The sequence below is a fragment of the Paenarthrobacter sp. Y-19 genome, assembly GCF_029223985.1.
GTDB classification, from domain to species: Bacteria; Actinomycetota; Actinomycetes; order Actinomycetales; family Micrococcaceae; genus Arthrobacter; species Arthrobacter nicotinovorans.
In genome coordinates, this window is record NZ_CP119414.1 from 1,378,819 (window position 1) to 1,392,059 (window position 13,241).

A 13,241-nucleotide genomic window follows, 5' to 3' on the forward strand; every position below is an offset into this window, starting at 1 on the left:
AGTGCAATGAGCGATACGACTCAAAAATCCGGCCTCCACGGAGCCGGCGACGACGAATACACGCCCACCGGCACCGACCAGGTGGCTGAAAACCTGGCTGCCCTGGACGACGACGAGGCCGAGCTGCGCGCAGCCACCCTCCGGGCAGGCCTGGACGATTACGAACTCGATGAAGAAGATGCTGCGCTGCTCAGTGGCGAGTACGGCGATGAAGGAGACGAAGGTCCCCTCAAGCTGGACCCCGTCCTGGCCATCATCGGCCGTCCGAACGTCGGCAAGTCCACGTTGGTCAACCGCATCCTGGGCCGCCGCGAGGCAGTTGTCGAAGATACCCCCGGCGTCACCCGCGACCGCGTCATGTACTCGGCCCGCTGGAACGGCCGCAACTTCACCCTGGTGGACACCGGTGGCTGGGAGCATGACGCCAAGGGCATCCATGCCCGCGTAGCCGAGCAGGCCGAGATGGCAGTGGAGCTCGCTGACGCAGTTCTCTTCGTGGTGGACTCCGCCGTTGGCGCGACAGCCACGGATGAGGGCGTCATGAAGATGCTCCGCAAGAGCAAGAAGCCGGTCATCATGGTGGCCAACAAGGTGGACGACTTTGCGCAGGAAGCCGATTCCGCAGCACTGTGGGGACTGGGCTTCGGTCAGCCGTACCCCGTCTCCGCGCTGCACGGACGCGGTGTTGCCGACCTCCTTGACCACGTCATGGACACCCTTCCCGAGTACTCCCTGGTCGAAGGAGTGGAGCGCTCCGGCGGCCCGCGACGTATCGCCCTGATCGGACGCCCGAACGTTGGCAAGTCCTCGCTGCTGAACAAGCTCGCAGGTTCCGAGCGCGTAGTGGTGGATCCGCTGGCCGGCACCACGCGCGATCCCGTTGACGAGTTCATCGAGCTGGGTGACCGCACCTGGCGATTCGTGGACACCGCCGGTATCCGTCGCCGCCAGCACATGGCACAGGGTGCAGACTTCTACGCATCCCTGCGTACGCAGGCCGCGCTCGAAAAGGCGGAGGTCGCCGTCGTGCTTCTAGCCGTGGACGAGGTCCTCAGCGAGCAGGACGTCCGCATCCTTCAGCTGGCCATCGAATCCGGCCGCGCCCTGGTGCTTGCGTTCAACAAGTGGGACCTGTTGGATGACGAGCGCCGCCGCTACCTTGAGCGTGAGATCGAGCAGGACCTGGCCCACGTTGAATGGGCTCCCCGCGTCAACATCTCAGCCAAGACCGGCTGGCACAAGGACCGATTGGTTCCTGCCTTGGACATCGCCCTGGAGAGCTGGGACCGCCGTATCCCCACCGGACGCCTCAACGCGTTCCTGGGTGAACTCGTCGCAGCCCACCCGCACCCGGTCCGTGGTGGAAAGCAGCCCCGCATTCTCTTCGGTACCCAGGCTTCCAGCCGTCCGCCGAAGTTCGTGCTCTTCACCACCGGCTTCCTGGACCCGGGATACCGTCGCTTCATCACCCGCCGCCTGCGCGAAACGTTCGGCTTCGAGGGCACGCCCATCGAGGTCAACATGCGCGTACGCGAAAAGCGCGGTAAGAAGCGCTAAGTGAGACGCGCATCACAGCCCACTTTGGCTGTGATGGCGTCTCCGACCTCCAACTTCGTGTAAGCTTTTGGAGGTGGTTCGGCCGGACTGCTTAGGTGGGACTCTTCGGAGGAAAACTTAGGCGGAGAACGGTGGAACCAGCGGGCTGTAGCGCAGCTTGGTAGCGCACTTGACTGGGGGTCAAGGGGTCGCAGGTTCAAATCCTGTCAGCCCGACTAGCAAAAACCGCTCTATCACTGGGAAGTATCCCGGTGGTGGGGCGGTTTTTCTTTTGCCCTCAGACCGGAATCGAGGGGTGTGTGTGCAGTGTGTGTGCACCGCCTGATTTCACAGGGACCAAAGCCGCTGCTTTCTCTGCTGCGTTCGACGCCGCAGAGCCAACAAGGTGCCCATAGATGTCGGACGTGATCGTGATGGATGAGTGCCTAAGAAGCTTTTGCACGATCGCAATATCCTCGCCCGAGGAAATCAGCAGAGAGGCGTATTCGTGCCTCTGGCCGTGGAAGGTGAGCTTCGGGAGCCCGGCCTCCGTCCTGAGCTTTTCGAACAGCCTGGTAGCGTACTGAGGCTTTAGCGGGCGTCCATCCTCCATCGTGAACACATACCCGCTGGGGGAGTAGGCTTCCTGACCTGCCTCGCGTTCCTGGTCTTGCTGGATCTTCCAAGCCACCAGTGCACCTATGGCCCGTTCGCTGAGGTCGATGGTCGCGTAACTGTCATCGGTCTTTGTGTCATTGTCTAGGACCCGCCCATCCGCCTGGACGCGGTTGTTGCGGATGCTCAATTGCCGGCGCGAGAGGTCAACGTCAATCCACCGCAAACCCACCAGTTCACCGCGCCGCAGGCCTGTGAAGGTCGCGAGCTCGAACAAGGCACCCAGCCTGTGATGGGAAGCGACATCGAGGAAGTGCCCAACCTGCTCGGGCTGCCATGCCTGAATGCGCTTCTTCTCTACTTTGGGCAACTCGAGTTCCGTGGCGGGGTTGGTGTCGATCCGCTGTGACCTGGCCGCAGCGCGGAGTGACGCTTGGAGCACCGCGGCTATACGCCGCACCGTCACGGCGCCCCTGCCCGCTGCTGAGAGGCTTTGCAGGAAGTCGTTGAGGTGGTACCGGCGAATGTCCGAGAGCATCATTCGGCCCAGCTCTGAACCCTTGATGTCGTTGCGAATGTACCTTGCGTAGTTGTCGTAGGTGGTTGCCCGGATACCCTTGCCGGTGTCCCGGTGCCTTTCGAGCCATCCGTCGAGGTAGTCACCGTACCTTTCGGTGTTCCGCTTTACAAAGGTCCCTTGGTCGAGGTCACGGGCTGCTTTGTTCCGGGCTTCACGGGCTGCTTTCTGCGTGGCGAACCCAGCCTGCCTGACCTGCCGGCGCTTACCTGTCGCCGGATCCACCCCGGCAGCAACGTAGAAGCCCCACGAGCCATGCTTCGGATCCTTCGCGAGCTGCGGGCATTTAGCGCCATACTGCTTCTTGTTCTCATCCCGGCAGCCGCAGCGTCGATAGACATCATTAGCCATTTGCTGATTCCTTTCCGTTGACTTCGGACACCGGTTCCCAAGCGCCTTGGTCCCCGTTGCCGCCCCATACTCCAACTGACTGATTTATCACCGCGCGGGGAATGGCCATGAGAGCGCGTGCATCCTCAGGTGTTTCGGCTGGGAATGGGGTTCCGAGTTCGTTATCTCCCAGCCCGTCATAACTTCGGGGGTCGCCCGTGGGTTGCATTCGAGTGATGCGTCCAGCAAGCCATGTGGGGTAGTCGCTCGGATTACTCGGACGTGGATTCTCCACGTCTTCCAGGGCTCCCCAGAGTTCTGGGTTTGAGCCGAGAGACTCTCTCGCATTCGCGGCGAGTCCGTACAGGTTTCCTAGGTACTCCATTAGGTCCTTGACGCGTTCCAGGACAATTTCATGTTCCTCTCGGATGCGATCGGCGGGGCTCAAGTCAGGTTGCAGGAGCCTCTCAACGCTGATCTTGAACACTGAGGCAAAAGCGACAAGCTCGTTGACGGTGATTTTTCGTGGAGGGTTTCCCTTGATGATCTTCTGTATGGAGCTCCGCTCGATCGGGCAGCCCGCACGCTCCATGAGCTCCGAGAGGTCGCCGTAGGACCACCCGTGCTCAAGCCTCAGGGTTTCGATCTTCTCGGCTAAGACCTTCTCAGCCCCGGCTGCTGCTAAGTATTCGGACAAGCTGCGCTCCCTCTTGAGTGTTTCAAAATCGCATTACCGTCCCATCTTGACACGACGGGAAATCATGGGTCAACATGGGAACTAAGCGGAAACGAAACAGTGACGCTTTTTTGAAACAGTCGCTATCGGAGGCTACATGTACACACAGGAAGCAGAGGCGGTCCTCGCTAAGCCGACCGCAGGAGTGGAAGAGGTCGCCCAGATATTGGGCATCGGGCGAAGGCAAGCCTACGAAGCAGTGAAGCGCGGTGATATTCCGGCCATCAGACTTGGCAAGCGGATCCTGATCAGCACGCGAGTTGTTAGGGACATGCTCGCAGCCGGCTCCATTCCCAAGCAGGCAGCATAGGTGCCCCGCACCATCGTCGGCAGCACAGATCAGCGAGCCGAGCAGTGGATGCAGTACCTTGCGGAATCCCGCGCACACCAGACACCCAAAAACCTGCACATATGCAGAAAGGACATCGGCCCGTCCCGCTACGCCCAAGTCCTGCTAACGCTCCACCGGTCGAAGAACATCCTCAAAACCGTTCTTCGAACACAAGTGGAACGCACGTGGCCTGACGCCACAACCACGGCAGAAATGCCTCTTGCCGCCTGGGATGAACTCCAGAAGGCGATCAAACCCAAACCCCGGCGAGCCTAACCAGCCGCCCCGCAAGAAACGGTCTCTCAACCATGAACCCAACCACCACCCCCGCCGCTATCAACGCCGAAAACTTCAAAGCCGCTCCCGAGGGCTACCAACTGGATGTCAACTCAACCGAGCCATGCTGGCTCGGCTCGGATTTCGACGACTCATGGGCTTCCTGGGACTTCACCGGCTTCACCGTCTGGGCCTACGACGGCAAGAGCGTCACCGACCTCCCCTTAGCCCAAGCCATAGAGCTGCACCGTCAACTCACCGGCGTGCTGACCAACATGGGCGCACTCCCGACCCCGAGCGAGGTGGCCGCATGACCATATCCCGGAAGATCACCATCGATGTTGCGAAATTCGACCGCAGCACCCGCGGATCCATCACCTACGACCCGTCCGAACTCGACCGAATCCACGCATGGGATGTCTCCAACCTGCCCCGCGGCGCCGTTGTGGAACTCCTGGTCCACAGCTACCGCCCATTCCGGTTTCCCCGCGAATACGGCGGGCATGAACGGTTCCCGGATCCTCACGCGATGATGCGCCCGGACTTCCACCTGATCATCACTGCGGACTCCAATGACATCGCTGGGGAGTGGGAAGCCCTCTTCATGGACCACTTCCAGAACCCACCCAAGCCAGCGGTGGCGAAAGCCGCCTAACTAAACCCGCACCGACCGCGGGCCAGCCGAGATGAGCGCCGGCTGGCCCGCACCCCAAGCACTCGGCCAACTCACCCCAAGGACCCAACCTTGACCGCACAAGAACCACCAGCGCTCAACGAAGCGACATCATGGTCGCCCATCGACCTCACAGCCGTGCTCAACGGCTCATACAAGGTGCAGCCACCCACCTACATGAAACGCACAGACGGCGTGGCATTGCTTTACCCCGGCAAAGTAAACGGGGTCCACGGCGAATCCGAATCAGGAAAGTCACTGCTCATGCACGCCGTGACCGCGGAAGAGCTCGCAGCCGGCAGACGCGTACTGTTCATCGACTTCGAATCCGACCAAGCAACCGTCGTCACCCGCATACTCATGCTCGGCGCCACCCCGGAACAAATCAGCGGCAACCTCCACTACATCCGACCCGAATGCAACCCCCTCGCACTGGCCCAGGAACGACAAGCATGGGAACAACTCATGCAAACCCGATACTCACTCGCAGTAATCGACGGCGTAACCGAAGCATTCTCCGTCTACGGCGTCGGATCCATGGACAACGACGAGGTCAGCGCATGGGGTCGCAACGTACCCCGCCAAATCGCCCAACGCACTGGCGCCGCCGTGGTCCTCATCGACCACGTCACCAAATCAGCCGAAGGCCGGGGACGCTTCGCCATCGGCGCGCAAGCCAAGATGAGCTACCTGACCGGCGCCTCATACTCAGTTGAAGTCATCGCACCCATCGGCGTTGGCATGGCCGGCAAACTCGCCATCCGCATCGGCAAAGACCGCCCAGGACTCGTGCGCCCCTACGGCGGCGAATGGCGGAAAAGCGACCGCACCCAAGAAGTCGCTGTTGCACTCATAGACTCACAGGACCGCGGACGCATCAAATACGCCCTCATGCCACCCAGAGACTTTGCAGACGTTGGCGCCCCGGACAAGCACGCCAAGCTCAGCGAGGACATCCTCCAAGCAGTGCGCGACTCACCAGAAGCACTCAGCTTCCGCGCCCTCGACACGGTAGTTCGAGGGAAACAAGACGCCAAACGCACGGCAATCCAAGAACTCGTAAACACGGGCCAACTCGAAACCTACCCAGGCCCACGCAACTCCACACTCCACCGGATCCCAAACCAGCGGGATACACAACCAGAGCTAAAAGCAGTGTGAGTGTATCCCCTCTTAAGAAGAGAGGGGGGATACACACACTCAACCGTATCCGGGATACACAACGGATACGCAGGGATACACACCACAAGGAAGCCCAATGAACACCCCAAACACAACCAAACCAGACGCTCATTCGAAGGCTCAGCGGTCAGTCCGCGCCCTAGCCGTGGATGCGTCAAACCCCGCGCGCAAGACAGCCATTAGTTCCGGACTGTCGGTGCTCACGGTGACTGCACACACAACTGCACTCACCTGCTCACAACCCGCGTCTGACCTGCGGTTTTATCCTCAGCCTTTGATGCCCAATCAAGAGGCCTTCACGCTTGGAGTCTTCGCATGAGTACCCGTGAAGCCCTGACCAACTGGGCAGCAGCATGGGGACTCGGCGGCGCTATCAACGCCCTCGACGAGATACAGAAGTCAGACGCCGACAACATCCCCAGTGAGGTGCGAGAGGCGGGCCTAGCCCTCGCCGAAGCCCTCGAAGCGTTGGACCTGTGCACGAGCAAGGCGCCCCTCGCCAGTGACGTGTGGAGGGCAGAACCATGACGCGGCTGTTCGACCATATGGGCACCCAGATCATCACCGACCTGGACCCCACTACCATCGGGCTACCCGACACACAGGCTGGCTGGGGGCTGGTGGCATGCACCGAAGCCACAGGGCGCCGCTACACGATAGCAGTCGAGGGAGACTACGCAGCCAACCTACTGGCTGCCCAGGCAGCGCTCACCGGTTTGCTGAACGTCCCTGAGCAAGCCGTGAGATGGGTGCGGCTGGGCTACCCCGACGAGTGGGGCACCACCACCTACTCCACCCCATGGGCTCCGGTGTACCCCATGGGCACTGTCCCACCTGAACCGACTGAGGATAGCGATGACGACCGACTCTGACACGCCTACGCCCTGGGAGCCTGCCTTCGAGGGGCAGCGCCCCCCGTTCACCCTTGGCAATGAGATGGCGGTGAAGCATGGGGCGAAGTCACCCCGGAAGGTTGACCCCATAGCGGATGCCTTGGCCTCTGAGCTGCTTCTGGATGAGACGGTGGCATACCTCCGGGCACCCCGGTACGCGGCAGCGGTCCAGGCTTGGGCTCAGGCGGAAGCAAAGTGCGCGCTGATTTCGAACTGGGTAGATGGCATGCCCATTGAGGCGGCTGCTGCTTCGAAGCAGGGGCAAACCTCACCACTGGAGTTGCTGCGGAAGTGGGAGACGACGGCTCAGAATCACCGCTCGCGGTTGGGGCTGGATCCCATGTCGGCGGCGCGGCTGGGCAAGGACGTGGCGCAGGGCCGGCAGGCTGACGCCGCTACTGAACTAACGAAGATGAGGGCTCAGATGGATGCTTCCGTGCATGGAGAGGTGGTGTCTGAATGACGCGGACGGTGGAGTATCACCCGGCTACGGATCCGGGGGCATTCTCAGCCCAGATCTTGGGGCGCGAGCTATGGGACCACCAGCTTGCCTTTGCCCGCTCAAAGGCGCGGTATCGGGTGGTGTGTGCTGGCCGGCAGGTTGGCAAGTCCACGACCCTTTCCGCTGTCGCCTTGTTTGAAGCGACGACACGCAACAACGTCACAGTCTTGCTTGTTTCGGCAGGTGAGGTGGCGTCCAGGCGGCTCCTGGAAGAGTGCACTTCCCTGGCGTTGGCTTCACGTACGATGTCCGGCTCGGTCTTGGATGATTCGAAGTCGGTACTGACGTTATCGAACGGATCCAGGATTATCAGCGTCCCGGCGTCGTCCCGGCAGATCCGCGGGTGGCCCGTTGACGTGCTGATTCTGGATGAGGCGGGCTTCATCGACACGGAGATTTGGCGCGCGGCGGAACCCGCGATCATTGCGCGGCCAGGTTCGCGCGTGATTATGGTTTCGACGCCGTGGGGCGGGCTCGACCACTTCTTCCGGCAGTTGTGGCAGCGGGGGATGGATCGCCCGGACGAGCATGTGGAGTCGTGGCATTGGCCTTCAACCGTGAGCCCGCTGGTTGACGCCGCACTCTTGGAGCAGATTCGTGAGCGGGAGTCCCCCGAGTACTTCCGAAGGGAGTTCCTGGCAGAGTGGACCGATGAGGCAGGAGCGTACTTTACCGAAGCCGAGATAATGAGTGCGGTGGCTGACTACGAGATGGTAGCCCCTGAGGATCTGGTACTTCCGTGGCTTGGAGACAGATTCGATCAGCGTTACACGGTTGCGGCTGGCGTTGACTGGGGCTTCTCGCGGGATGCTAACGCGCTGACCATGGTTTCGGTGTTGGAGGACTTCGGACTCAACCAAAACCGGCATGGCGACAATCTCATTTTCTATGTTCCGTGGCTCGAAGCGCGGCATAACTGGTCGTATGCCGACTTCATTGACAGGATCGTTGAATCCGGCAGGACCTATCGTTACGACTTCCTTGCCTCTGAGGTAAATGGGGTTGGAGCTTATCCGACTGACGACCTGTCAGCGCGATTGCAGGAGTCACGTGTTGATGGCTGGGTCGGTCGTGTATGGACGGATGCCAAGCGTAAGCAATCAGGCTTTTCGAAGATCAAGGGCCTGTTGCAGCGGCGCCGTCTGGTTCTTCCGAATCATCCGGAGCTGTTGAAGCAGTTGCGTGGGTTGGAGTTTGAGCAGCTCGCGTCGGGTTCAACGCGTATTGCTGTGCCAGACCGCGCCGGCCACGATGACCTTGTCATGAGCCTTATGCAGGCTGTGTCGTTGGTGTACCCGGATTACGCCCGCCGCAGCATCAACGCTAACCTGCGGTGGTCATTGGAGCGGGAGCGTCCAGGGGTCGAGGACCTGTTGCAGACTCGAAGCGGTTTGTATGTGCCGCGGAACGCTAAGCCGGTCGCGTACTCACGTGGCTGGGCTGGCTGGCCTGAGGGCGTCGAGCGTGGGAACAGCCAATGGTGATGCCGCTAAGGGACGCGCAGTTCGCCCACCTGATTCGACCAGACGGAACTGTCGTTGTCCCTGGTTCCGTGGCTGAGCCCATTCTCCGCCTCATTGTGCGTGGGCTCAGACAGTCTGCATCGCCAAACGGCGGCGGTGGCAAGCTCAATGCGGACACCATCGGCGTGCTTTCCGCGCTCAATGCCGCCGCCGCGCATGAAGAAGAACGGTCAAGTTCCGCAGCCGGAACCGAGACTATTGAATCCGGGATCATCGGTAGTAGATCCGATGCGCGCAAGCTGACAGCGCTCGAAGCAGCTGACCTCTTAGGGTGCACGGACAGGGCCATACGGAAGGCCTGCACAGAGGGCCGGCTCCGAGCTGTGAAGTTCGGAAAGACATGGCTCATAGACGCTCAAGACCTCGACCGACACCGATTCGGTACGACGACCAGAAAGACCACCTGAACAATGGCACCGAACTTCAAAAACGATGTGTCCGCCGCAGTAGCCGCGGACGCAGAGGCAGTAACCGCGGCAGAGGATGCAAAGGCGCTCGCAGAGAAAGCCCAGACTGAACATGACGCAGTTGAGGAAAGCATCCGTCAGGGCGACGAGACGGTCACACCCGATGACCTGAACAAATCCCGTGGCCTGCTCCAGTTTGCTCGGCTCCGGCAGGAGGCTGCTGAACGGAAAGCCGCAAACGCAGCACGTGAAAAGGAACTGGCGCAGCAGCGGTTGGCTGTCGATGAAGCTGTGAAGCGGGCGCGCAGCCTGCCTGGAAACGAGCCAGCCCTGGACGGCCTCCTGGATGTAGCCGTGTCGGCTGTGCGCGCCTATCTTGACGCTGCCGCCAAGTTCCACGACGAGGCCCGCGAGGTTGCCCTCGCGATTGGTGACGCTGGCCCCAAGGCCGAAGAGCTCGGAGTGCCGACCCCAGCGGATCTGGGGATCATCGTGGAGCCCGAACGGATCGTTGTGGAGTCGCGCAACGGCGAAAAGTCGTTCGTTGTGCTGGGGGACTACGCGTTGAAGAACGCCGTGCAGGAACTGCTTGAAGGCGCTGAGCTCGTCGCCAAGGGTGGGTTCGTGGGCGGATTGAAGCGGGAGTACATTGAGGGCCTTCTTCCGTGCAACTCCGTACGCTTCGACCGCGCGTAATCGAATGAATATTTATGCAAACTATTGCATGTTTTTGCAATTCGCGCTAAACTGAGATAGGTACACAAGCCGGGTGCTAGCCGGGCGCATCTCCACTGCTCATGTGGTGGTTGCGCTCGGCTTTCCCCGTTAAAAGTTCAGGAGACATGCCATGGCAGCGCGCTACGCCAGCCCAGCGGAGGCAGCGACGTTCTATTCCGTCAGCCTCAGGACGATCTACAACTGGATCAACTCCGGCGCGCTCAAAGCTGTTCGCATCGGGCACACCGTACGCGTGGACCTCGATCAGTTCGACGCTGGTGAGGCCGCATGACGGAGTCAACAAACGTCGGCACAATCGTCGCCAAACTCAAGATCGATTCCTCTGAGTGGATGCGTGAGCTTGCACGTGTAGAAGCCCAAGCCCACTCCTTGGGCAGGGCTAACCCGAAGATCCGCATTGAGACGACCGGCACGAAGCAGGCAGTCGCTGAGCTCGCAGCCGTGGAGGTCGCGGAGAATCGCATCACCGCGTCGTCCGCTGCCCTCGCCCGCATGCGTGAGCAGTCCCGTGCTGTCATCATCGGGCAGGCGTTGGCTGAGAAGGAATCCATCAAACCCAAGATGGACTTCACTGAGTGGACGCAGCGTTCCACCGAAGCCACAAAAAGCGACACTGGGGCCAAAGAAAAAAACGCGGACTCGAACCGCAAGGTAGACAACACCGCTAAACAAGCTGGCGGGTCCATCCACCTCCTGTACTCGGCCCTTGCGATGCTCGCCCCCGCAGCCGTGCCCATCGCTGGGGTGGCCGTCGCGGGCGCCGCGGCCCTTGGCGCCCTTGGCGTGGCTGGTGTCCTCGCCGTCGTCGGCATCAACGAGGAAATGAAAAAGGGCAGCCCGCTCGGCAACCAGTACGCCGCTGGTGTTGAGCAGATCAAAGACCAGTTCAAGGGACTCGCCGCCACCTCTGCTGAGGGTACGCTGTCCGGGTTCAACCGGTCAGCTAACACCCTGAACACGTACATGCCATCGCTGAACCGGCAGATGGGCGACTTCTCCCGTGTCACGGGCAACGTCGCAGCGAACGGCCTGACGGGCATGCTCGGCATGTTCACCACCCTTGACCCGGTCATGCGGGGCTTCGCCGGGTACCTCGGCGACCTGTCCGCCCGGTTCGCGACAATCGGGCAAAGCAACGGGCTCCGCTCCTTCGGTGACTACGCCCTCGCCGTCATGCCGCAGGTCATGGCAACCATCGAAGCTCTGGTGCGTGGAGCCGGGAACCTGATCGCCGCTCTCGCCCCCCTGGGTAGCGTTGGCCTGACAACCCTCAAGGTCATCGGTGACATCCTCGACGGTATCCCCACAGAAGTACTCACACTGCTGGTGTCCGGTGCGCTTGGCGCCTACGCCGCGTTCGCTACGTGGTCCGCGCTCATCCCCATCATTCAGTCGTTCGGGCTCATGCTGAACATGTCCCTCGGCCCCATTGGTCTTGTGGTCGCTGGTGTTGGTGCGCTCATCGGTGTGATGGTCGGTTCGGCTGCTTCCACGAAGGACGCCACCGCGGCGACTATGGGTTACACGGCAGCGTTGCAGCGTGACAATGGCATCATCGCGGAGAACGTCCGTTCCCACACGGCGGAACAGATCGCCAAGTCAAACGCTGCCGACTCGGCTAAGAAGCTCGGCATCAGCTTGGAAACTCTCACCCAGGCGGCGCTTGGGAACAAGGACGCGCAGAACCAAGTCAACAAGGTTCTGGATGATTATGACCGGGCTGCGAAGGATTCGAAGAGCGTCACCGAGGAAATGGGTGGCATCAACCGCGATCAGATGAAAATCAACTGGGATGTGCAGGCGTCGGTCAAGTCCGTGCGTGAGGAAATCGGCAACCAGAACAGTGCCTTGAATCAGGCTGTTGAGTTTGAGCGGCGGTTCAACGAAGCGAAGGGGCAGACTGGTACGACGCTGGACGCGCAGTCAGGGAAGCTTTCCGCCCTTGCTGGCATGTACGGCACGAACGTGTCTGCCCTGGCTGGGGCTGAGGAAGCAGAGCGGAAGACCGCCGACCAGTTGGCGCTGACCACGTTGCAGATGCAGTTCCAGAACGACGCTGGCGGGCTGCTGAAAATGCAGCTGGATCTTCTGTCCGGCAAGACGATTTCGTTTGAGCAGGCGCAGAACTCATTCGAGAAGCAGCTCATTTCATCCACGGACGCCATGAACAGCGCCAAAGCTGCGGTAGACGCTAACGGTAACTCATTGGCGGCTAACGCTGTGGTATTGGATGGGAACAGCAAGGCAGCGGTTGATAACCGTGGCCGACTGCTTGAGCTGGTGAACTCTGCGCAGCTTTCCGCTGAGGCTTATGGGACTATGACCGGCAGCACTGAGGAAGCCCGTCGGAAGCTCATCGACCAGCGCCAAGCGATCATCGACAACGCCGCGGCGAACGGCATGAACAAGGACGCCGTTATCAGGTACATCGATTCGATTATGAAGATCCCTGCCAGTGTGCCGCCGACGAAAATCGATGTGGAAACCGCTGCTGCTGCGGCGAAAATCCAATACATCAAAGATGCGCTTGCGGGCTTGGATGGGCGCCGCGCTACCGCGTACGTGGACACTATCCAAAGGAACTATAGCGAAAGCTCCACGTCCGGCACTGCCCCCGGAGCAGGGAATATCGCTTCGGCGTTCGAGCATGGCGGCATGGTGAACTACCTCGCTACTGGCGGGTTCCCACAGTTCAAACCTGTTGGGACTGACACTGTCCCGGCGATGCTCACCCCCGGAGAGATTGTCATCAAGAAATCTTCCGTGGATTCGATCGGCGCCGGCAAGCTGCTGCACGCGAACGAAACCGGCAAGCTACCCGAGTCCGGCACCACCATCAATGTCTACGACACGAGCGGCAGCCCGATAGCCACCGCGTACAACACCGCCCGTGTCCTCGCCGCACGTGCAGTCTAAATCAGA

At 60.9% G+C, this 13,241-nt stretch carries 14 protein-coding genes and 1 tRNA gene; 13 read left to right on the plus strand and 2 right to left on the minus strand.

Annotated elements, in window-relative coordinates; all coding sequences use genetic code 11:
• Positions 1–6 precede the first annotated feature (6 nt).
• Together der and PYR64_RS06355 are read left to right on the plus strand one after the other, a co-directional pair.
• Positions 7–1,557, plus strand: coding sequence for a ribosome biogenesis GTPase Der (gene der / locus PYR64_RS06350; RefSeq protein WP_039240711.1), 1,551 nt, complete (start codon positions 7–9; stop codon positions 1,555–1,557).
• 141 nt (positions 1,558–1,698) lie between these two features.
• Positions 1,699–1,772: transfer RNA gene (locus PYR64_RS06355), tRNA-Pro, on the plus strand.
• 62 nt (positions 1,773–1,834) lie between these two features.
• On the opposite strand, the gene PYR64_RS06360 is transcribed toward PYR64_RS06355, so the two are convergent.
• Positions 1,835–3,079, minus strand: coding sequence for a tyrosine-type recombinase/integrase (locus PYR64_RS06360; protein WP_275778959.1), 1,245 nt, complete (start codon positions 3,077–3,079; stop codon positions 1,835–1,837).
• Positions 3,072–3,755, minus strand: coding sequence for a hypothetical protein (locus PYR64_RS06365; protein WP_275778960.1), 684 nt, complete (start codon positions 3,753–3,755; stop codon positions 3,072–3,074). The genes PYR64_RS06360 and PYR64_RS06365 overlap by 8 nt, the downstream gene beginning before the upstream one ends.
• Positions 3,756–3,891: 136 nt before the next feature.
• On the opposite strand from PYR64_RS06365, the gene PYR64_RS06370 reads away from it, so the two are divergent.
• The 11 genes from PYR64_RS06370 to PYR64_RS06420 all read left to right on the plus strand — a co-directional run bounded on the left by PYR64_RS06370 (position 3,892) and on the right by PYR64_RS06420 (position 13,235).
• Positions 3,892–4,104, plus strand: a complete 213-nt coding sequence (locus tag PYR64_RS06370) for a helix-turn-helix domain-containing protein (protein WP_275778961.1) — start codon at positions 3,892–3,894, stop codon at positions 4,102–4,104.
• A gap of 329 nt (positions 4,105–4,433) precedes the next feature.
• Complete coding sequence (locus PYR64_RS06375) at positions 4,434–4,715, plus strand: hypothetical protein (protein WP_275778962.1); 282 nt, start codon at positions 4,434–4,436, stop codon at positions 4,713–4,715.
• A complete protein-coding gene (locus tag PYR64_RS06380) occupies positions 4,712–5,056 on the plus strand; it encodes a hypothetical protein (RefSeq protein WP_262278132.1) in 345 nt (114 codons plus the stop codon). The genes PYR64_RS06375 and PYR64_RS06380 overlap by 4 nt, the downstream gene beginning before the upstream one ends.
• Before the next feature lie 90 nt (positions 5,057–5,146).
• The gene (locus PYR64_RS06385; protein WP_275778965.1) at positions 5,147–6,235 is read left to right on the plus strand and encodes an AAA family ATPase; all 1,089 of its coding nucleotides are present in this window, start codon (positions 5,147–5,149) and stop codon (positions 6,233–6,235) included.
• A gap of 336 nt (positions 6,236–6,571) precedes the next feature.
• Positions 6,572–6,784: a hypothetical protein gene (locus PYR64_RS06390; protein ID WP_275778967.1), complete on the plus strand. Its 213-nt coding sequence runs from the start codon at positions 6,572–6,574 to the stop codon at positions 6,782–6,784.
• Positions 6,781–7,128, plus strand: coding sequence for a hypothetical protein (locus tag PYR64_RS06395; RefSeq protein WP_275778969.1), 348 nt, complete (start codon positions 6,781–6,783; stop codon positions 7,126–7,128). Before PYR64_RS06390 ends, PYR64_RS06395 begins: the two co-directional genes overlap by 4 nt.
• Positions 7,112–7,612, plus strand: coding sequence for a hypothetical protein (locus tag PYR64_RS06400; protein WP_275778971.1), 501 nt, complete (start codon positions 7,112–7,114; stop codon positions 7,610–7,612). The genes PYR64_RS06395 and PYR64_RS06400 overlap by 17 nt, the downstream gene beginning before the upstream one ends.
• Complete coding sequence (locus PYR64_RS06405; protein ID WP_275778973.1) at positions 7,609–9,135, plus strand: terminase family protein; 1,527 nt, start codon at positions 7,609–7,611, stop codon at positions 9,133–9,135. Before PYR64_RS06400 ends, PYR64_RS06405 begins: the two co-directional genes overlap by 4 nt.
• A 449-nt stretch (positions 9,136–9,584) precedes the next feature.
• Complete coding sequence (locus PYR64_RS06410) at positions 9,585–10,277, plus strand: hypothetical protein (RefSeq protein ID WP_275778975.1); 693 nt, start codon at positions 9,585–9,587, stop codon at positions 10,275–10,277.
• A gap of 151 nt (positions 10,278–10,428) precedes the next feature.
• Positions 10,429–10,590, plus strand: a complete 162-nt coding sequence (locus tag PYR64_RS06415; RefSeq protein ID WP_083262040.1) for a helix-turn-helix domain-containing protein — start codon at positions 10,429–10,431, stop codon at positions 10,588–10,590.
• The gene (locus PYR64_RS06420; RefSeq protein WP_275778979.1) at positions 10,587–13,235 is read left to right on the plus strand and encodes a hypothetical protein; all 2,649 of its coding nucleotides are present in this window, start codon (positions 10,587–10,589) and stop codon (positions 13,233–13,235) included. Before PYR64_RS06415 ends, PYR64_RS06420 begins: the two co-directional genes overlap by 4 nt.
• The last annotated feature ends 6 nt before the right edge of the window (positions 13,236–13,241 follow it).